At 64.9% G+C, this 18,453-nt stretch carries 22 protein-coding genes; 15 read left to right on the top strand and 7 right to left on the bottom strand.

Annotated features, from left to right (window positions below; translation table 11 throughout):
* The first annotated feature begins 273 nt into the window (after positions 1-273).
* From ACIBW7_RS05370 to ACIBW7_RS05355, 4 genes are all read left to right on the top strand, one after another.
* Entirely contained in the window at positions 274-1,401 is a 1,128-nt protein-coding gene (locus tag ACIBW7_RS05370) for a hypothetical protein (protein WP_397044396.1), read from the top strand.
* A gap of 534 nt (positions 1,402-1,935) precedes the next feature.
* Complete coding sequence (locus ACIBW7_RS05365) at positions 1,936-2,499, top strand: hypothetical protein (protein WP_397044394.1); 564 nt, start codon at positions 1,936-1,938, stop codon at positions 2,497-2,499.
* 144 nt (positions 2,500-2,643) lie between these two features.
* The gene (locus ACIBW7_RS05360) at positions 2,644-4,275 is read left to right on the top strand and encodes an MDR family MFS transporter (protein ID WP_397044392.1); all 1,632 of its coding nucleotides are present in this window, start codon (positions 2,644-2,646) and stop codon (positions 4,273-4,275) included.
* Between the two features lie 40 nt (positions 4,276-4,315).
* Positions 4,316-4,747, top strand: coding sequence for a MarR family winged helix-turn-helix transcriptional regulator (locus tag ACIBW7_RS05355; protein WP_397044390.1), 432 nt, complete (start codon positions 4,316-4,318; stop codon positions 4,745-4,747).
* Here ACIBW7_RS05355 and ACIBW7_RS05350 read toward each other — a convergent pair.
* From ACIBW7_RS05350 to ACIBW7_RS05320, 7 genes are all read right to left on the bottom strand, one after another.
* Positions 4,725-5,633: a bile acid:sodium symporter family protein gene (locus ACIBW7_RS05350; protein ID WP_397044388.1), complete on the bottom strand. Its 909-nt coding sequence runs from the start codon at positions 5,631-5,633 to the stop codon at positions 4,725-4,727. The genes ACIBW7_RS05355 and ACIBW7_RS05350 overlap by 23 nt on opposite strands.
* A gap of 94 nt (positions 5,634-5,727) precedes the next feature.
* Positions 5,728-6,993: a dihydrolipoamide acetyltransferase family protein gene (locus ACIBW7_RS05345; protein ID WP_397044386.1), complete on the bottom strand. Its 1,266-nt coding sequence runs from the start codon at positions 6,991-6,993 to the stop codon at positions 5,728-5,730.
* Between the two features lie 11 nt (positions 6,994-7,004).
* The gene (locus tag ACIBW7_RS05340) at positions 7,005-7,988 is read right to left on the bottom strand and encodes an alpha-ketoacid dehydrogenase subunit beta (RefSeq protein WP_397044385.1); all 984 of its coding nucleotides are present in this window, start codon (positions 7,986-7,988) and stop codon (positions 7,005-7,007) included.
* Between the two features lie 41 nt (positions 7,989-8,029).
* Entirely contained in the window at positions 8,030-9,097 is a 1,068-nt protein-coding gene (gene pdhA, locus ACIBW7_RS05335; protein ID WP_397044383.1) for a pyruvate dehydrogenase (acetyl-transferring) E1 component subunit alpha, read from the bottom strand.
* 9 nt (positions 9,098-9,106) lie between these two features.
* On the bottom strand, positions 9,107-10,561 hold the full coding sequence (gene lpdA / locus ACIBW7_RS05330; protein ID WP_397044381.1) for a dihydrolipoyl dehydrogenase: 1,455 nt from the start codon (positions 10,559-10,561) through the stop codon (positions 9,107-9,109).
* Between the two features lie 155 nt (positions 10,562-10,716).
* Positions 10,717-11,916, bottom strand: a complete 1,200-nt coding sequence (locus ACIBW7_RS05325) for a PucR family transcriptional regulator (RefSeq protein ID WP_397044379.1) — start codon at positions 11,914-11,916, stop codon at positions 10,717-10,719.
* 72 nt (positions 11,917-11,988) lie between these two features.
* Positions 11,989-12,471, bottom strand: coding sequence for a MarR family winged helix-turn-helix transcriptional regulator (locus ACIBW7_RS05320; protein ID WP_397044377.1), 483 nt, complete (start codon positions 12,469-12,471; stop codon positions 11,989-11,991).
* A gap of 87 nt (positions 12,472-12,558) precedes the next feature.
* On the opposite strand from ACIBW7_RS05320, the gene ACIBW7_RS05315 reads away from it, so the two are divergent.
* The 11 genes from ACIBW7_RS05315 (at position 12,559) to ACIBW7_RS05265 (ending at position 18,433) form a co-directional block, all read left to right on the top strand.
* Positions 12,559-12,930 carry a VOC family protein gene (locus ACIBW7_RS05315; protein ID WP_397044375.1) on the top strand — a complete coding sequence of 124 codons (372 nt, stop codon included), beginning with the start codon at positions 12,559-12,561 and terminating at the stop codon, positions 12,928-12,930.
* A 175-nt stretch (positions 12,931-13,105) separates the two neighbouring features.
* Entirely contained in the window at positions 13,106-13,774 is a 669-nt protein-coding gene (locus ACIBW7_RS05310; RefSeq protein ID WP_397044374.1) for a hypothetical protein, read from the top strand.
* 5 nt (positions 13,775-13,779) lie between these two features.
* Entirely contained in the window at positions 13,780-14,979 is a 1,200-nt protein-coding gene (locus ACIBW7_RS05305; RefSeq protein ID WP_397044372.1) for an SRPBCC family protein, read from the top strand.
* Entirely contained in the window at positions 14,976-15,380 is a 405-nt protein-coding gene (gene gvpJ, locus ACIBW7_RS05300; RefSeq protein WP_397044370.1) for a gas vesicle protein GvpJ, read from the top strand. Before ACIBW7_RS05305 ends, gvpJ (ACIBW7_RS05300) begins: the two co-directional genes overlap by 4 nt.
* Positions 15,380-16,138, top strand: a complete 759-nt coding sequence (locus ACIBW7_RS05295; RefSeq protein WP_397044368.1) for a GvpL/GvpF family gas vesicle protein — start codon at positions 15,380-15,382, stop codon at positions 16,136-16,138. The genes gvpJ (ACIBW7_RS05300) and ACIBW7_RS05295 overlap by 1 nt, the downstream gene beginning before the upstream one ends.
* A 3-nt stretch (positions 16,139-16,141) precedes the next feature.
* Positions 16,142-16,399 (top strand): gas vesicle protein GvpG, encoded by a 258-nt coding sequence (locus ACIBW7_RS05290; protein WP_397044366.1) that lies wholly within the window; start codon positions 16,142-16,144, stop codon positions 16,397-16,399.
* A gap of 14 nt (positions 16,400-16,413) precedes the next feature.
* The gene (gvpO, locus tag ACIBW7_RS05285) at positions 16,414-16,740 is read left to right on the top strand and encodes a gas vesicle protein GvpO (RefSeq protein ID WP_397045718.1); all 327 of its coding nucleotides are present in this window, start codon (positions 16,414-16,416) and stop codon (positions 16,738-16,740) included.
* On the top strand, positions 16,737-17,129 hold the full coding sequence (gvpJ, locus tag ACIBW7_RS05280; RefSeq protein WP_397044365.1) for a gas vesicle protein GvpJ: 393 nt from the start codon (positions 16,737-16,739) through the stop codon (positions 17,127-17,129). Before gvpO ends, gvpJ (ACIBW7_RS05280) begins: the two co-directional genes overlap by 4 nt.
* Positions 17,122-17,916 (top strand): GvpL/GvpF family gas vesicle protein, encoded by a 795-nt coding sequence (locus ACIBW7_RS05275; protein WP_397044363.1) that lies wholly within the window; start codon positions 17,122-17,124, stop codon positions 17,914-17,916. The genes gvpJ (ACIBW7_RS05280) and ACIBW7_RS05275 overlap by 8 nt, the downstream gene beginning before the upstream one ends.
* Positions 17,913-18,146 carry a gas vesicle protein gene (locus ACIBW7_RS05270; RefSeq protein WP_397044361.1) on the top strand — a complete coding sequence of 78 codons (234 nt, stop codon included), beginning with the start codon at positions 17,913-17,915 and terminating at the stop codon, positions 18,144-18,146. The genes ACIBW7_RS05275 and ACIBW7_RS05270 overlap by 4 nt, the downstream gene beginning before the upstream one ends.
* Complete coding sequence (locus tag ACIBW7_RS05265; RefSeq protein ID WP_397044359.1) at positions 18,143-18,433, top strand: gas vesicle protein K; 291 nt, start codon at positions 18,143-18,145, stop codon at positions 18,431-18,433. The genes ACIBW7_RS05270 and ACIBW7_RS05265 overlap by 4 nt, the downstream gene beginning before the upstream one ends.
* The last annotated feature ends 20 nt before the right edge of the window (positions 18,434-18,453 follow it).

The raw sequence follows: 18,453 nt of genomic DNA, 5'->3' as shown, positions 1-18,453 counted from the left end.
CGCGCGCCGACCACCATCGCGCCGCGCCGAGGCCTGCGTCGAACACCGATCGCCGGAGACGGTCGGGGTGATATCGCGAAACTGGAGCTGAGCGGCGTCGTGCGCGATTCGACTTCGCGGGTCCACGAAATCGGCTGCGGCAGTTGATCTTCGGCGTGCGAAACCGGAAAAACATCGGTCGCGAATTCGGTGAGTCGGCGGAGTGCGGGTGCGATCCTTGCTCGGGGGGCGAGAGTGCGCCCCGCGGTGCCGCACTTCATCGGAGGAGCAGTCATGACCCATTCAGTACCGAAGTCGACGGACGACGCGAAGGCGACTTCCGCCCAACCGCCGAAACCCGCTGCGGGGCAGCTGATTCAGCACCAACAACCGAAATCGAAGTTCAAGATTGTCGTCCGTGCCAAGAAGCCCGACAAGGAGCCACAGGCCGAAGTTCCGGCGCAACCGCCGACAGCGTCGGTCGTACAGCAACCCGCTGCCGCATCCACTTTCTCGCCTGCCGCCGAGCGGCATCTGAAGTGGTTGCACGACAGCGGACCGGCGGTACGCGGGGGCGGGCTCACGGATCTGTGGCGCTCCCATAAGGATTGGATGGATTACACGGCCGCGCACGGCTGGCGGCATTACACCGAATTCGATGACGCTGACCGCCAGTACATCTGGCGCTTCAGTGCGACGCCGTACGATGAGAAGATTTCGATCGGTGCCGATACGGCCATCTCGGAAATCATCAAGATCATCGGCGCACACAGTAGCGGGAACGAGAAGAAGAGCGCGCACGTGCGAACTTCTTCGTTCTGTCGCAACATCGGCGCACTCATCGGTACCGCCGCGTCGGCGGGCGGCGACAAGAATGTCCTGAACATCATCAACAAGGCGCCGTATCTGCTCTGCATAGATGTCGCCACCCTGCGCGACAAGGGCGTTTCCGCCATGCCCGCACTCGACCGCGGCATCAGCCTGTACGAGACGGAATACGTGCTCGTCGCGACACCTGGCGAAGAACACTTCCTGGCCTGCCACCCGGTGGACCTCGATCCGGTGCTGTTCCGCAATCCGTTCAAGGGATGCATCGACTCGACCGGAAAGTTCATGGGCTGCACGGTTTTGGACGGAACGCTGATCGGCGCCGATGTGCCGCTGACAATCAGGGCGACCGAATCGTTCGTCAAGACGGTCGTCGATTCGCCGCTCGTCTTCGAGGACATCGTCACCGACTTCGCTGAAATTCCGCCCGCAGACCTCGAGAACATCCTGTGGTTCGCCGCCGCTTCGGCCGACGCGGCCAGCGAACAATCCGGCTCGGTCCAGACCAAGGACGCGCTCGGCGGACTTGCCAAGGCCGCGAACATGATGAAGACCTACAACGACGATATCTACAAGCTGTACAAGAAGTCCTGATCGAACATCCGAATAGGTTGCGGGCCGGGCTATCAGGGCCACGAGCCCGCAACCGACGGTATGGATCGCGATCCAGTGCGATGCACGGCGAATGGCGGTATTCCGCGTGTCGGTGCGATGCCGAGGGCATACTGTGCGAGCCAAAGCTGCACCGAGGAGAGACAAGACCCGAAGGGGCCCGTCGTGACCAGTGCGATCGTCGCTCGTGTTGCCGAAATCGCCGAACCGTGCGCCGAACTACGCCAGACCCGCGCGGCGGTGGACGCATTGAAAATCCAACGCGCGCAGCTATAGGCGAGCACAGGTCAGCAGACGCGTCCGCAGCGAGCAGGCCGTATTCGACCGGCACGCGACTGGCTTGACGGCACTACACCAATTGCGGAGCACAGAGTGCGACGCCCGCTGTGCTGTGCGCCGGCTGTTCGCGAACCTGGATTGCCCACTGCCCGCGCTGATATCGCTCGATTCATGACCCCTACCAGGGCGGCAATCAACCCCATCGGTCGCCGCCTTCGCTAGTTATTGCCCAGCTGCATGTTCGAGGTCGGCGGCGGCGAATCCCAGCCATTCTCGAGCTTTCTCAACTCGGAGGAACGCATGAACCCATGGACTGAGCGACTCTCGGTCACCAGAGTCGCTGTCGTGTCCGCTTCGGTCCTGATTGCAGTGGCGGCGGTCGCGTCCTTCGCGTTCGCACACCATCTGGCAAGGTTGGCCGGAACGCCGTCGACCATCGCATGGCTGTGGCCGATCGTGGTGGGCCTCACGGTCTTTCAGATCGCTTACTGCTACGTGATGGTCGGGACGTTGCCGTATCGGACTGGAATCGTCCGACTGTACTTCGGGGTTCTCCTGCTGAGTGGTGTCGCCGCCGGCGTCCTCGGAAACGCCTTCAACGCAACGGATCCCGGCGAGCTTTCGCCGGCCGCCAAAGCAATCATGAGTGCGGTTCCGCCGCTGTGTCTGCTGCTGATGGTCCTCAACACCTCCATATTCCTCAGCGCAACCAAACCGTGGCTGCACGGTGCGGACAATTTCCCCCGACGTACAGCAGCTGAAACGCCCGTCGTCGACGCGGCCGGACGTCTTCTGTCGTAGCTCGGCCTGTCCTGGACTAGTTGCCTTGGGCAACTAGTCTGATATGGTAGCCCCGAGCAACTATCGACGGGGTCCGCGGTGACGTCCACTCAACGGGCAATCCGGTGCCGCGTGCACTAGCGCCACGAGAGAGTGAGGCCTGCTTTGTCGCAGAATTTGCAGGACGCCGACCAGCAGAACGCCGCACCGGACCTGAACAAGCACGCCGATCCCGGCGCTCCGATGACACACCGTCAGATCATGGAAACGCTGACCGGACTGCTGACCGGCATGTTCGTCGCGATCCTGTCCTCGACCATCGTGGCGAACGCGCTGCCGACGATCATCTCGGATCTGCATGCGGGCCAGACCGCCTACAGCTGGGTGATCACCGCAACCCTGCTCGCGATGACGGTGACCACGCCCATCTGGGGAAAACTGTCGGATCTGGTCGACAAGAAACTTCTCGTGCAGATAAGCCTGGTCATCTTCGTCGTGGGCTCGATCATCGCGGGACTGGCGGCCAACGTGGGACAGCTGATCGCGGCGCGGACGATTCAGGGTGTCGGCGCAGGCGGTATGACGGCGCTGACCCAGACCATCATGGCGGTCATGATCTCGCCCCGTGAACGCGGTCGCTACGGCGGTTACATGAGCGGTCTCTTCGCCGTCGGCACCGTCGTGGGACCGCTGGTGGGCGGTGCCATCGTGGATACTTCCTGGCTGGGCTGGCGGTGGTGCTTCTTCATCGGCATCCCGATCGCGGCGGTCGCATTGGTCGTACTCCAGAAGACGATGCGCCTGCCGATGGTCAAACGGCAGACATCGGTGGACTGGCTCGGAGCGTTGCTCGTGGCCGCCGCCACCTCGCTGCTGCTGATCTGGATCTCCTTCGCCGGCGACAAGTACGCCTGGCTGTCCTGGCAGACCGGCGTGATGATCGGTGGCACAGTGGTTTTGGTCGCGCTGTTGCTGCTGACGGAGTCGAAGACGAGCGAGCCGATCATCCCGCTGTACCTGTTCGGCAATCGCACCATCGTGCTGGCCGTTGTGGGCTCCTTGGTCGCGGGTGTGGCCATGTACGCCGGCACCACCTTCCTCAGTCAGTACTTTCAACTCGCCCGGGATGCGTCACCGACCGCGGCCGGCCTGCTCACCCTGCCGATGATCTTCGGCCTGGCCATCGTGTCGATCGTGTCGGGGCGGCTGATCTCCTGGACCGGTCGCTGGAAGATCGTCCTGGTCGTCGGCAGTGTGCTCATGGTGGTCGGTGTCGCCTCGTTGGGGACCGCCCGCGCCGATACCCCTTACGGACTGCTGGCCGTCTACATGTTCTGCGTCGGCGCCGGAGTCGGCATGACCATGCAGAACTTGGTACTCGCCGTCCAGAATCAAGTGCGCATCCACGAGATCGGCGCGGCCAGCGCGACGGTCGCGTTCATGCGATCTCTCGGCGGCGCGATCGGTGTTGCCGCACTGGGTGCCGTCATGGCGAACAGCATCACCCACTACACCGAAACGGGTTTGGCCCGGCTGGGAATCCCCGGCAGCGGCGTTCATTCGGGTAGCAGCCTGCCGAGCTTGTCCGCGCTCTCGGGCCCGGTCCGCTCGGTAGTGGAAGACGCCTATGGACACGGCGTCGCCGATGCGTTCCTCTGCACCGCGCCGCTGGCCGTGCTGGCGCTGGTCGCTGTCCTGTTCATCCGAGAGGTCCCGCTGCGCACCACGAATACCCCGGACCCCGTAGTCGAAGCGGCCGGGTCGCGGACCGAGGGTAAAGTCGGCACCCCTGAGTAACCCGTATGCTTCACGCGGTGCTGTGGAGGTGGGTAAGACGGTGAACGACACGATCGACGAGATCGAGGAACAGCTCATTGTGGCGCTGCGGCGCAGCCGCAGGACCTCGTTCGAGTCCGCGGAACGCGTCCATCCCGGTCTCGAACCCGCCGCCTACGCCTTCCTGATGCGGCTCGATGCCATCGGCCCCAGCCGTCCCAGCGACCTGGCCAGCTACTTCCGCATCGGGAAAGCCACTACCGGACGCCAACTTTCGGCACTCGAGGAACTCGGGCTCATCGACCGGCAACCCGATCCGGACGACGGTCGCGCCCAGCTGCTCGCACTGACCACGCTCGGCAAACAGCGGCTGGACGCGACCCGCGCGGTCCGCCGCCGAGTGCTGCACGAACGACTGTCGAGCTGGCCCGAATCCGACCTGGCCACACTCGCCGAACTCCTGCACCGCCTCAATGCCGAATTCGGCGACTGAGACCGTCACCCTCTTCGGTACGCACCGCGGCGTGTCGCCGGGTGATGAGCCAACCGACAGCGCCCGCGACCGGGAGCATGATTCCGCCGTAAACCCCTGCGGGCACACTTATTTCGGTGCTGTCGAGAACGCTGATGGCGATGGTGATGGCGATGGCGCTGTTATGGATACCGATTTCCATCGAGCAGGCTATCGCCTGGCGGATATCGACGCCGAGCCAGCGGGGGACGAAGTAGCCGACAGTCAAGCTGAGCAGGCAGAAGACAAAGGTGACCGCGCCGACGTCGAGGAGATATCCCGGCAGGTCGGCGGCACCGCTGATCATGCTTGCGGCTATGACGAGTACCAGGGTCAGCGCCGAGCCGATGCGCACCGGCCGGTTCATCCGGTCGGCGAAGTCGGTGGACAGCCGCCGCACCAGCATGCCGACGACGACCGGGATCAGGATCATCGCGAACACTTGGACCACCTTGCCGAACTGCAGGCCCAGTCCGCTCGCACCGGCTTCGGGTTCGAAGTAGTCGATTGCGAAGTTCGTGATCAGGGGTGCGGTGACGACCGCGATGATCGAATTGACCGCCGTGAGGGACACATTGAGCGCGACATCGCCGCCGAACAGGTGACTGAGCAGGTTGGCCGTGGTACCGCCCGGCGATGACGCGAGCAGCAGCATGCCGACGGCAAGGGTTGGCGGTAGATCGAAGAGCAGGACCAGACCGAACGCGATTACCGGCAGTACGAGCAACTGACACGCCAGCGCGATAGCGACCGTCCTGGGTTGGCGCGCGATCCGGGTGAAATCGTCGACGCTGAGCGAGAGTCCCAGCCCGAACATGATCACGGCCAAAGCCAGTGGCAGCGCCAGTGATACGAGCGATGAGTTCACCGGTGTTCCTTCGTCGCGTTGGAATGGACACGGAAACGGTATCCGGCTGGGGCGGTGAGGTGGCCTGGTCCTTCCGTTCAGCGAGAAGACCCGGTCAGGCGATGATGCGCAAGGGGTGTTCCAGGAGTTCGGTCAACTGTTGGAGGAACCGTGCGGCGGTGGCGCCGTCGATTGCGCGGTGGTCGGCGGAGAGGGTGACGCGCAGGATGCTGCGGGTGACGACCTGGGTGTCGTCGAGGCGCAGTTCGTCTTTGGCCGCCCCGACGGCGAGGATGGCGGATTCGGGTGGGTTGATGACGGCGGTGAATTGTTCGATACCGAACATGCCGAGGTTGGAGATGGTGAAGGTGCCGCCGCTCATTTCGTCGGCGCGGAGTTTGCGGTCGCGGGCGCGTTCGGCTTTGTCGCGGGTTTCGGTGGCGATTTCCGAGACGCTCTTGCGGTCCGCATCGCGGACGACGGGAACGAGTAGTCCGGCGGGGGTGGCGACGGCGATGCCGAGGTGAATTCCACGGTGCCGCAGGAGTTTGTCGTCGGCGATGGAGACGTTGACCGCGGGGTCGGTACGCAGTGCGGTGGCGACCGCTTTGACGAGTAGGTCGTTGACGCTGACCTTGGTTTTGCCTGTTTGTTCGAGAGTGCGGTTGATCTCGGCGCGGAAGGCCAGCAGGTCGGTGACGTCGATTGCGCTGGTCAAGTAGATGTGCGGGGCTTGCTGTTTGCTTTCGGTGAGGCGTTTGGCCGAGACCTGCTGGATGGTGCTGAGCGGGATCTCGTCGTAGTCGCCTGCAGAGGTCACGGATGCTACTGGCGGTGCGGCAGGAGTGGATTCGATAGCGCGGTAAGCGGATTCGACATCGTTGCGAGTCACCCGTCCGCCCGGCCCGGTGCCGGTGACGGTGGCGAGGTCGACGTCGAGTTCGCGGGCTATCTTGCGGGCCAGTGGTGAGGACTTCTTGCGAGTTCCAGTCTCGGTAGTCGCGGGCACAGTTCCGGCTGCGTCGATCGGATTATCGTGTGCACCAAGGCGTTCCGGCGATGCTATCTGTTCGTTCGCGCCCGATGCCGCACCACTTCCGGTAGCAGCGTCGTTCGATCCGGCAGAGCTGCCCGCCGCGGACCCGTTCCCGTCACCGATCAGCGCGATCGTGTTGCCGATCGGGACCCGCGAGCCAGGTTCGAACAGAATCTGTTCGAGGATGCCGTCCTCGTAGGCTTCGAGTTCCATCAGTGCTTTGTCGGTTTCGATTTCGGCGAGGATATCGCCGCGGCTGACCTTGTCGCCGACCTGCTTGAGCCAGGCGACGACGACGCCTTCCTCCATGGTGTCGGACAGGCGGGGCATGATGATGTCAGGCATGTGAAGTCCTCTCAGCGGCGTCGGCCGACGGCCGCGAGTGTTTCCGCGGCGGCGGTGTAAAGGGATTCGGCGGACGGCAGCGCGATCTGTTCGAGAGTCTTGGCGTAGGGCAGCGGCACTTCCGCGGCGGCGACTCGCCGGACCGGTGCGTCGAGATAGTCGAAGGCACCGTCGGAAATGGAGGCGGCGATTTCCGCGCCGATGCCGTAGGTGAGCCAGTCGTCTTCGGCGACCACGGCGCAGCCGGTCTTGCGTACCGAGCTGACAATGGTGTCGCGGTCAAGGGGGCGCAGGCTGCGCAGATCGATGACCTCGGCCGAGATCCCTTCGGTGGCCAGGCGTTCGGCGACCTGGGTGGCGATCGTCGCCATGCGCGAGTAGCCGATGAGGCTGATATCGGTCCCCGGCCGCGTAATCGCTGCCTTGCCGATCACGGCGGGCGGAAGATCCTCGGGCACTTCGCCTTTGGTGTTGTAGAGGGCGAGGTTTTCCAGGAACAGCACCGGGTCGTCGTCCTCGATCGCGGCGCGCAGCAGTGCCCGTGCGTCGGCCGGAGTGCTGGGGGCGACGACCTTCAGGCCGGGCACGAACGCGTAATACAGCTCGATGTTCTGCGAGTGGGTGGCGCCCAGTTGCTGGCCGCCGCCACCGGGAGTGCGGATGACCATCGGCACGCTGGTCTGTCCGCCGAACATGCCGTAGATCTTGGCGGCGTGGTTGACGATCTGGTCCAGGGCCAGCAAGGAGAAGTTGATCGTCATGAGTTCCACGACCGGGCGTAGGCCGAGCATGGCCGCACCGATGGCCGCGCCGACGAATCCTTCTTCGGCGATCGGGGTATCGCGCACCCGTTTCTCGCCGAATTCGGCGAGCAGTCCGGCGGTGATCTTGTAGGAGCCTTCGAAGATGCCGATCTCTTCCCCGATGAGCAGGACGTCGTCATCGCGACGCATCTCCTCGCGCAGGGTTTCGCGCAGCGCTTCGCGATAGGTCATGACAGGCACGGTGGTGTCCTCAGCGGTTGCGGGAAGTGTTTTCAGAACAGCGGATCGGCGGGTAGCCGCCGGGATTCACCGGCCACCGGGGTGGCGTAGGTGTAGTCGAACAGGCTCGTCGGCTCCGGGTGTGGACTGGCGTCGGCGAAGGCCACGGCGGCGTCGACTCCCTCGCGCACCTCGGCTTCGATGGCGGCAACGGCGTCCTCGTCGAGGACACCGGCGGCGATCAGCTGGAGCTGTAGCCGCGCTACCGGATCGGATTCGCGTGCGGTCGAAACCGCTTCGGCGCTACGGTATTTCGCCGGGTCGACCACCGAATGCCCCTTGAGCCGGTGGCTGACGGCTTCGAGCAGGGCGGGTTTGCCCTCCCGGCGAGCAGCTTCCACCAGATCGGTGGCGATATCCCGCACCGCGAGTACATCGGTCCCATCGACTCGTTCGCCGCGCATACGGTATGCGCTGGCCCGCTTGTAGAGGTCGGGTTCGGCGGAGGACTGTTCCACGGTGGTGCCCATGCCGGTCTGGTTGTTGATGACCAGAAACACGACGGGCAGATGCCACAGGGCCGCGATATTGAGCGATTCGTGGAATGCCCCGATATTGGTTGTGCCATCACCCATTTGGCAGACCACCACATCGTCGCCGCCGCGGTAGTCGATCGCCAGCGCGGCCCCGACGGCCAATGGCAATTGACCGCCAACGATGCCGTATCCGCCGAGCAGTCGGGTCGCGGTGTCGAACATATGCATCGAGCCGCCCCACCCCTTGGAGGTGCCGGTGGATCGGCCGTACAGCTCGGCCATCACCCGGCCGGGTTCGATGCCTTTGGCGATTGCGTAGCCGTGTTCGCGGTAGTTGGTGAACAGGTAGTCGGTCGGGCGCATCGCCGCGGCGAGTCCGACGACGGTGGCTTCCTCGCCGAGGTTGAGATGGCAGTAGCCGCCGATCTTGGCCTGGGTATAGCCCTGCGCGGTGCGCTCTTCGAAGCGGCGCACGAACAGCATGTCGCGGAAGTAGCCACGCAGGGTGTCGGTATCGGTGCCGGCGAATGCCTTGCGAGCCGCGGCCTTCGACGTGGCCTTACGGGGTGCGGTGGTCGTGGTCACGGTGGCTCCTCAGCGTTTGCGTGGCGCGATGTGTACGGGCAGTCCGAGGCCGGCCAGCGCCGCCTCCATGCCGATCTCGCCGAGGGTCGGGTGGGCGTGGATGGTGCCGGCCAGCTCGTCCAGCGTCGCCTCGAGCGAAATCGCCAGTGCGCCTTCGGTGATCAGGTCGCTGGCCGATGGACCGATGATGTGCACCCCGAGCACTTCCTGATGCTGTTGCCCGGCAACAATTTTCACGAACCCCTCGGTATCGCCGAAGGTTTTGGCGCGACCCAGGGCCGCGAACGGGAAGCGCGCGGTGATCACCTCGTGCCCGGCGGCGCGGGCGGCGGCCTCGGTGAGTCCGACGGCGGCGATCTCCGGATGGGTAAACGTGGCCGCGGGGATCACCGTGTAATCGATATGCGCCTGACGTCCGGCGATCACGTCGGCGGCGGTGAGGCCTTGATGGGAGGCGACATGCGCGAGCAGCGCCCGACCGGTGACGTCGCCGATGGCGTATACGTGCGCGGTACCGGTACGCAACTGCTCGTCGACGGTGACGAATCCCCGGTCGTCGGTGGCGATTGCGGCAATATCCAAGCCGAGGTCGGCGGTGTTGGGTCGCCGACCGACACCGACCAGTACCACGTCGGCATCGAGCTCGCGCGACTGCGCGCCGTCGACTGTCACCCGAAGTGCCCGATTCGACTCTTGTGCAATCGATTTCACCGTCGATCCGGTGAGCACCGTAATGCCGCGCTTGCCGAAGGAGCGGCCCAGCGCGGTCCCGATATCGGTGTCCTCCGCGGGAACGAGCCGGTCCTGCATTTCGACGATCGTCACCTCGGCGCCGAAGGTGGCGAACAGGCTGGCCCATTCGGCGCCGACCGCGCTGCCGCCGATGATCACCAGCCGCTTCGGCACCTCGGTCAACCCGAACGCGCCGTCGGAGGTGATCACGCCGGGCAGATCAGCGCCCGGAATCGGCAGCCGAGCGGGCACCGAGCCGGTCGCGATGATCACATCGCGCGCACTGACCTGCCGGATCGGCGTGGTCGGGGCGGCGGCGTAGCGCGGGCCCTGCGAGCCGACGGGGGAGGGACCCACCTCGTGCACCTCGACGGTGGTGGGATCGACGAAGCGGGCATGGCCCTCGATGACCGTCACGCCGTTGGCCGCGAGCAAACCCGCGACACCGTCGGTGAGTTCCTTGACGATGCCGTCCTTGCGCTGGCGCACGGCGGCGAAGTCGAAGCGCACGTTGTCGGCGTAGACGCCGAAATCCGCTGCGGCGCTGACAGTCTGGAAAACCTCCGCGGACCGCAGCATGGCCTTGGTCGGAATGCAGCCCCAGTTCAGGCAGACCCCGCCCGGCCGTTCCTTCTCCACCAAGGCGACCGCCAAGCCGTGCTGGGCCGCGCGGATGGCGGCCACATAGCCGCCGGGGCCGCCGCCGACCACCAAAAGATCGAAGTCCGGCACTCGTGGTGCTCCTCGTCTCGAACGATTTCGACTCGGCACGGGTATGGCGCGAGTCATCATCGACGAGTCTCGTCACCACCCAATGCACAAACAATCACTCCGAAGCCCAGGAAATCGGTCTCGAAAATGGGCGCTGAGCCCAATTCCACGGGTGGCTATCGGTCCTCTGATTCGCCGAGTCGGAGCGCCGCGAGCGCGAGCGAGAGCTCCAGATGGGAGCGTTGTCCGTCGAGCGGACGACCGAGCAGGGTCGAGATGCGTTGCAGCCGGTTGATGACGGTATTGCGGTGGCAATGTAGACGCGGCGCGGCATTGGCCGCCGAGCAGTTCTCCGCCAGCCACACCGCAAGGGTGTGCAGCAGCGAGTCGCGCTCTTTGACCGGGAGCGCCAGCACCGGGCCGAGGGTTCGGGTGACCAGCAGTTCGGTCAGGTCGGGCGAGCGGACCAGCAGTGCTTCCGGATAACGCTCGTCCAAGGCAACCAATCCGGTTGCGTCCCAGGGCATTGTCTGCATCGCGATGAGAGCGAGTGCGTGCGCGGTATCGACATCCGCGAGTCCCGCGACGGCGGGGGAGACGCCGCCCAGTCCACGTATCTGGGGACGAAGATGGGCCAGCACGGCAGCGCTGTCGTGACGGGCCAGCGAAACCAGCCCGATCGTGGCATCCACCCGGTCATGCCATACCGACCGAATCCCCAACGCGCCCAACGCGGTTTCGGCGCCCGCGCGCAGCGGCCGTCCCTCACCGCCACGGACCGCGACCACCAGATAGGCACCCTGGGCGGGCAAGTTCAGCTCGCGCGCCACCCGCGCGGCGAAGGTCGCATCATGCGCGCGCCCGGCGAGCAGATCCTCGATCAGCGCATGCCTGCGGCGTTCGTCGTGGCGCACCTGTTCGAGTTCGGCGTTGCGATACGAGGTGACCAATGCCGAGGACAGCCCATCGATCACCGTCCACATCGCGGTACCCGCCTCGCGGACCTCCCGCGCGTCGATCGCCTCGGCCTTGTCCAGCAACGCCTCCCACACGATCCCGCCGCCGAGGCGGAACGTGCGCAACATCGCCTCCAATGGCACCGCTTGCGCAGCGCGATGCCTGCCGATCGCCGCGGCCACATCATCGTGTTCGGGATCGGTCGCTGCCCCGCCCAGCAGATCCAAGATCCGGGTCAGGTATTGCCTGCACCCTTCCCGCAACTCCTTGCGCGGTACCGAGGTGTAATCCGTCCACTCCGGGTTATCGGTGAAAATCGCCGACAGCAACCGCCGGGTCAGCACTGGAATCTCCGCCCGGCAGGCCGCGGCCAACTTCCGTGTACCCGCCGTGGCGACCGGATGCTGGGGTGTAGCCATACCAGTCGACGCTACTCAGTGCCGTGGCGGCGTCGGTATGCGACACCGTCCCAATAGATTTCGTTGACCGGCTCAGGGGCAGGTGGTTGTCTCGTCGGCCAGGCGTTGCAGGTAGGCGGCGAATTGGCCGCGGTCGCGTTCGTGCCAGGACGCGGTGAGTTGATCGAAGCATCGGCGTTGCCAGTCGTGGGATCCGGCGAGCAGGTCTCGACCGTTGTCGGTGAGTTTCAGGACCACTCGTCGCCGGTCGTGGGCGGAGTCGACGCGGGTGAGGTAACCGGCCGCGACGGCTTCGCGGACCATGCGGCTGGCGCCGGAGTGATCCAGGCCGAGTTGATCGGCGACGGTCGAGACGGTGGCTTCGTCGGAAGTTCGCAGTCCGGCGGTGACGGCTTCGACGACCTGGATGTGCTGGACCTGGCGCAGGTCGTGGTCCGGGGCTGTCACGGTGTGTGTCATGGCCTGATTGATCCAGCGGCGTGACCAGAAGCGAACCAACCGGAACAACGCCGGTCCACCGTCGGTCTCACAGTTTCGGACAGCACTGACATCCACCTCGACATTGTATGCGATCCGCACGTATATTTGTGTGCGTATCGCATACAAATTGGCCTTGGCCGGTTCCCGCACAGGAGGCTCGCAATGCCCATCGTTCTCGATCACACAATCGTGCCCGCGACCGACAAGCAGGCGGCGGCAACGTTCTTCGCGGAGTTGATGGGGCTTTCGGTGTCGCCTCCGAACGGGACGTTCGTGCCGGTGACCGTCAACGACGAGCTGACCTTCGACTTCGACGACCGTGGCCGTGTCGAACCAGGGCACTACGCATTCCTCGTCGATGACGCGACCTTCGACGCGGCGCTGCACCGATTGTCGAAATGGCCTGCTGTCGATTACGGTTCCGGCCCCGAGAACGGCTGGGATCGGGAGATCAACCACCTCGCCGGCGGGCGAGGGGTATATGTTCGCGACCCCGATGGCCACAGCTACGAACTGTTCACGGCTGTTCCCTGAACCTCGATGTCGGGCCGCTTTCGCTAGCCGCACCCATAGACCTATCCGGTAACCAGGAATACGCTGAACTTTGCCAAATGTTCTGCGTCCCGATTTACCCCACTCTGGGCGTCGTACATCGGACGTCCGGGCTTCGCTGATGCGTTTGGGTGTCGAGGCGAGCAAGGAGTGAGCCGTGAAAGGTGGAGCAAGAATTGCCATAGGGGTGGGCATTGGGTACGTGCTGGGGCGCACGCGCAAGATGCGGTTCGCGCTGGCGCTGGCAGGGGCGGCGATGTCGAGGCGGTCGACGGGAATGCCTGCGGAATTGCTCGAGCGGGGGACGTCGTTGCTCAAATCGTCGCAGGAGCTGACCCAGATCACCGATACCGTCAAGGGCGAGTTGGTGGGCGCTGTGCGTTCGGCCGCGGTCACCGCGGCCAGCAATCGCATCGACGCGCTCAACGCCCGGTTGCAGCAGCGTGCGATACCCGACGCGGAGGAGGACCGGGTCGAGTCGCGGGAGCCGGATTCCGACGAGGACGAGTACGAACGGCCCGAGGACGAGTTGGCCGAGGAAGAACCCGCTGAGGAAGAACCGGCCGAGGACGACGAAGGCGACGAGGACGAGTACGACGAGGACGATTCCGGCCGAACCCGAGACGAGTACGACGAGGACTCCGCGCGGACCAGCGCTCGGCCGCGGGCACGCCGGACGCGTACCGCCGCGCGTACGACGGGCTCCCGGACATCGGACCGAGTGCCCGGCTCCGCCGAACGTAAAGCGCCTTCGGCCCGTCGGCGCCGTAGTCGCGTCGACACCGATGAAGCCGACGAGGCGCCTGTGCGACGCACGAGGAGATGAGGGCGATGGCGGCCAAAACACTGCGTGATGCTACGACCGGAGTCGGCAAGAAGGCCGCCGACTCCGCGGGCCGGGCAACTAAAGCCGCGACTGGGGCGGGATCGACCATCCAGAGGAAGACCCGGAAAGCCGTTCCGACCAGCCCTCTGCAGCAATCGGTGCAGAATCTGACCGCAACACTCGCCGAACGCGCGGCATCGGGGCTCTCGGGCACGGTATCGAAGACCGCCGACCGGCTGAATCAATACGCTGAAGACGGTGGGGGAAATCTACTTTCGGCGATAACGGGAGTGGAAAAACTCAGCCAAGGCGCCTCGCCGCTGCGAGCGGCGATGAGTGCGGGCATGGGCAAGTTGAAGCACTCCGTCCGCGACAACTTCGAAACAGTCAAGGAGTCCATAACCGGCGGCAAGGGCAAGGGGGGCGGCAAGAAGCGCAAACCGACCAATATCGTCGAGCAACTCGATCTCGGCGTTCCGATCGATCTGGCCTACGACCAGTGGACCCAGTTCTCGGACTTTCCGAAGTTCACCAAGAAGATCGAGCAGGTCGAGCAGGAATCCGACGAGAAACTCACCTGGACCGGCAAAGTGTTCTGGTCCAGGCGGACTTGGAAATCCACGATCCTCGAGCAGGTGCCCAACGAACGAATCGTCTGGCGTTCGTCGGGCGCCAAGGGGTATATCGACGGCGCGGTGAGCTTTCACGAGATCACGCCGGGTCTCACTCGCATCCTCGTGGTGCTCGAGTACCAACCCAACGGGGTCTTCGAGAAGACGGCCAACCTGTGGCGCGCGGCTGGTCGCCGGTGCCGTCTGGAACTCAAGCATTTCGAGCGGCACGTCATGACGGAGGCCGTGCTGCATCCGGATGACATCGTCGGCTGGCACGGTGAGATCCACGACAGCAAGGTCGTCAAGGACGACGAGACCGCACGGCGCGAGGAAGAGGAAGAGGAGACGGCCGAAGCCGAAACCGCGGACAACGAAGATCAAGAGGAAGAGGAGACCGCCGAAGCCGAAACCGCGGACAACGAAGATCAAGACGAAGATCAAGACGACACGGAACCCGAAGACGAATCCGACGAGTTCGACGAGGGCAAGCAAGACGAGGGCAAGCAGCCCGCGCCGCGTCGCCGTCGATCGGGCACTCAGCGCCGCACCACAGCGGCCCGCCGGTCGAGCAAGAGCGGAGCACGAACATGACCATCGAACCCGCAGGTGGTGGCGGAACCGGCACGGTGGCGCGCCCGAATTCCTCCAGCCTTGCCGATGTTGTAGACACGATTCTCGACAAAGGACTGGTTATCGACGCGTTCGCGCGCGTGTCGTTGGTAGGCATCGAACTGGTGACGATCGACGCCCGAGTCGTGGTAGCCAGCGTCGACACGTATCTGCGCTTTGCCGAGGCCGTCAACCGGCTCGAAATTTCCAGCAGTGAACCCAAGGGCTTGACCGATATCGTCGGCGACGTCACCGAAGGCGCCAGCAAACACAAGACGAAGGGTGCGCTCGAGGCGGCGGGCGAGAAGGTCAAAAGCTTCCTCGACGATGTCGAGGACAAGCGCCAAACAGCAAGCCGGCCATCCAGGCGCAGGGAGGAATGATGGCTACCGGCCACGCCGTATACGTCTATGGCATCGTGCCCGCCGATGTGGAGCCGCAGCCGCATGCCAGTGGCATCGGTGACCCTCCGAGCGACGTCGCGGTGGTGCGGCACGGCGAGATCGCCGCACTGGTCAGTGACATCGCCACCGATCACCCGCTCGGCGAGCCCGATGACCTCGCCGCGCACGCCAAGCTGCTGGACGAATCGGCGGCCGTGGTTCCGGTGCTGCCGCTGCGCTTCGGAGCGGTGATGACCGATGCGGAAGCGGTGGAGAACGAGTTGCTCGGCGAACACGAGGACGAGTTCCGCGCCGCGCTGCAGGAACTGGAGGGTCGTGCGCAGTTCGTGGTCAAGGGACGCTACGTCGAGGACGCCGTCCTGCGTGAACTCATCGACGAGAACGCCGAAGTCGCCCGGTTACGCGAGGAGATCCGCGACAAACCCGAAGACGCCACCCGCGATGCCCGGATCGCGCTGGGCGAAATGATCAACCAGGCGATCGAAGCCAAACGCGCCGAGGACACCCGCAGGGTGATTTCCGAACTCGAGGAATTCGATCCGCTCGTCAACCAGCGGCAGCCCACCCACGAGGAGGACGCGGTCCACGTCGCAGTTCTGCTCGACAGTAGTCGGCAAGGCGATCTGGAGGATGTGCTGGGCCGGCTCGCCAGGGACTGGGACGACCGCGTCGAACTGACCCTGCTCGGACCGATGGCGGCCTACGACTTCGTGACGAAGCAGGCACCCGAGAGCTGAACCATGGGTCTGGTCTCAGCGATCTTGTCGTTGCCCCTCGCCCCGGTGCGCGGCGTGATCTGGCTGGGCGAACTGATCCAGGACCAGGTCGAGCAGCAGCTACAGGATCCCGCGGCAGTGCGGCGCGAACTCGAGGAGATCGATGCGGCCGCGGCAGCCGGTCGCCTGTCCGACGAAGAGCGGAAACAAGCGCAGCAGTCCGTTCTCGATCGCAGGCTCCGGTCGGCAGGCGGCACGACGGCGCCCAACCGGAAGGAGTGACTCGCGTGGCACGCATGACCACTCCGGAAAACCCCGAGGATGTCGACTCGGTGTCGGACGAACCGCCTCCCATCACCGCGGCGCAGGCCTCGGCCGCGGCAATCGAGATCCTCGTGGAGCTGACCTCGAAGCACGTGGAGGGAGTCACCTCCATGGAGCCGATCGAGGACGGATGGCTGGTCGAGATGGAGGTGCTCGAAGATCGCCGTATCCCCTCATCGTCGGACATGCTGGCGCTCTACGAGCTCGAGCTCGATTTGGACGGAAATCTGCTGGCCTACCGCAGAACCAGGCGCTACAACCGTGGAAGCACCGATATCGGCGGAAGAACTCGACGATGACGGTGGTCGGAGGCACGTCGTCCACACCGGAGCCGTTCGGTGGCGGGCATCAGTCGACGAATCTCGCCGACATCCTCGAACGGGTGCTCGACAAGGGGTTGGTGATCGCGGGCGATATCCAGGTGAATCTGCTCGACATCGAACTGCTCACGATCAAGCTGCGACTGGTCATCGCGTCCTTGGAGACGGCCAAGGCGGTCGGCATCGACTGGTGGGAGACCGACCCCTGGCTCAACAGCAAGGCCCACACGCTCGAGCGGCAGGATCACGACCTCGAACTCGAGAACCGGGAACTGCGTGACCGGATCGCCGAACTCGAGGCCGCGGGCAAGCGCCACCAATCCATCGAACGGCGCCGTGAACCCGAGGAATCGAGAGAGCGTGACTGACGAGGTCGGCGTCTGGCTGTACGCGGTGACTCGCGCCACCGACGCCGCGGCGGGGCTGGGCTCGATCACCGGCGTCGCGGGCGAGCCGGTACGCACGGTGGTCTCGGATGCGCTGGCGGCGTTCGTCGGATCGGTTCCGCTCGCGGTATTCGGGGAGCAGCCACTACGGCGGAACTTGGAGGATCTGGACTGGCTGGCGGCGACGGCACGGGCGCACGACGCCGTCGTATCGGCGTTGGTGCGCCGCGGCCCGACTGTCCCGCTCCGGCTGGCCACGGTCTTTCTCGACGACGAGCGGGTGCGCGACCTGCTCGATACGAGGCGTACCGACTTCATCGCAGCGCTGAGACTGGTGACCGGCCGCACCGAGTGGGGCGTGAAAGCCTATACCGACCGTGCCACCCTCACTGCCGCAGTGGCCGATGCGAGGGCCGCGAGCACGGGGAGCGAAAAGGGCAGCGGCACGGCCTATCTGGCCCGTCGTCGCGCGGAACTGTCCGCGCAGGCAACTGTCGAACGCGACGCGGCAGAACGGGCCGAGGAGATCCATGCGAACTTGGTCCGACACTCCGCCGCGGGACGTCGTCAAGCGGCGACGGATCCGGCGCTGAGCGGCCGCCGTGACTGGATGGTGCTCAACGGCACCTATCTGGTCGATGACGACCACGCCGGTGACTTCGCCGCGACCGTGGACGAACTCGGTAAGGAATTGCCCGGCATCCGGCTCGAACTCACCGGTCCGTGGCCGCCGTATTCGTTCGCCGGCGTCGACCAGGAGCCGATATGAGACCCGCCGAACAGAGCGTCGACGGCGAGCGCCGGGTCGCACTCGTCGACCTGTTGGACCGAGTGCTGGCCGGCGGGGTAGTCATCTCCGGCGACATCAGGCTGGCCATCGCGGACGTCGACCTGGTCGAGATCTCGCTGCGAGCCTTGATCTCATCCATCAGTGCGCTGTCTGCCTCCTCGGTCGAGTCCACGGCGGCCCGCCCTGAACTGGAACCGCCCCCGAGATGACTGAAATCGGTGGCATTCCACCGCGTATCGATACCGATCCCGAATCCGTCGAGCGCGGTCTGGTCACGCTTGTGCTCACACTGGTGGAGCTGCTGCGGCAACTGATGGAACGGCAGGCCCTGCGGCGCGTGGACGATGGCGAGCTGACGGAGAGCCAGATCGAACGCGTCGGCACGACCCTGATGTTGCTCGAACAACGGATGGAGGAACTGCGCGACCATTTCGGCCTCACCCCAGAAGATCTCAATATCGACCTGGGTCCCTTGGGAAAGCTTCTTCCCGACTAGCAGCGTGATGCAATAATCCT

Source organism: Nocardia sp. NPDC049526, from assembly GCF_044465765.1.
GTDB lineage: Bacteria > Actinomycetota > Actinomycetes > Mycobacteriales > Mycobacteriaceae > Nocardia.
The sequence above is the reverse complement of the archived record's forward strand: the minus strand, read 5'-3'. Positions and strand labels throughout refer to the sequence as shown.

Coding starts and splice junctions, on each gene's coding strand:
- gvpJ (WP_397044365.1), top strand. CDS start 16,737: ATGACGGTGGTCGGAGGCACGTCGTCCACACCGGAGCCGTTCGGTGGC.
- ACIBW7_RS05305 (WP_397044372.1), top strand. CDS start 13,780: ATGGCGGCCAAAACACTGCGTGATGCTACGACCGGAGTCGGCAAGAAG.
- gvpJ (WP_397044370.1), top strand. CDS start 14,976: ATGACCATCGAACCCGCAGGTGGTGGCGGAACCGGCACGGTGGCGCGC.
- ACIBW7_RS05270 (WP_397044361.1), top strand. CDS start 17,913: ATGAGACCCGCCGAACAGAGCGTCGACGGCGAGCGCCGGGTCGCACTC.
- ACIBW7_RS05345 (WP_397044386.1), bottom strand. CDS start 6,993: ATGCCTGACATCATCATGCCCCGCCTGTCCGACACCATGGAGGAAGGC.
- ACIBW7_RS05290 (WP_397044366.1), top strand. CDS start 16,142: ATGGGTCTGGTCTCAGCGATCTTGTCGTTGCCCCTCGCCCCGGTGCGC.
- ACIBW7_RS05370 (WP_397044396.1), top strand. CDS start 274: ATGACCCATTCAGTACCGAAGTCGACGGACGACGCGAAGGCGACTTCC.
- gvpO (WP_397045718.1), top strand. CDS start 16,414: ATGACCACTCCGGAAAACCCCGAGGATGTCGACTCGGTGTCGGACGAA.
- ACIBW7_RS05365 (WP_397044394.1), top strand. CDS start 1,936: ATGTTCGAGGTCGGCGGCGGCGAATCCCAGCCATTCTCGAGCTTTCTC.
- ACIBW7_RS05315 (WP_397044375.1), top strand. CDS start 12,559: ATGCCCATCGTTCTCGATCACACAATCGTGCCCGCGACCGACAAGCAG.
- ACIBW7_RS05340 (WP_397044385.1), bottom strand. CDS start 7,988: ATGACCTATCGCGAAGCGCTGCGCGAAACCCTGCGCGAGGAGATGCGT.
- ACIBW7_RS05265 (WP_397044359.1), top strand. CDS start 18,143: ATGACTGAAATCGGTGGCATTCCACCGCGTATCGATACCGATCCCGAA.
- ACIBW7_RS05325 (WP_397044379.1), bottom strand. CDS start 11,916: ATGGCTACACCCCAGCATCCGGTCGCCACGGCGGGTACACGGAAGTTG.
- ACIBW7_RS05295 (WP_397044368.1), top strand. CDS start 15,380: ATGGCTACCGGCCACGCCGTATACGTCTATGGCATCGTGCCCGCCGAT.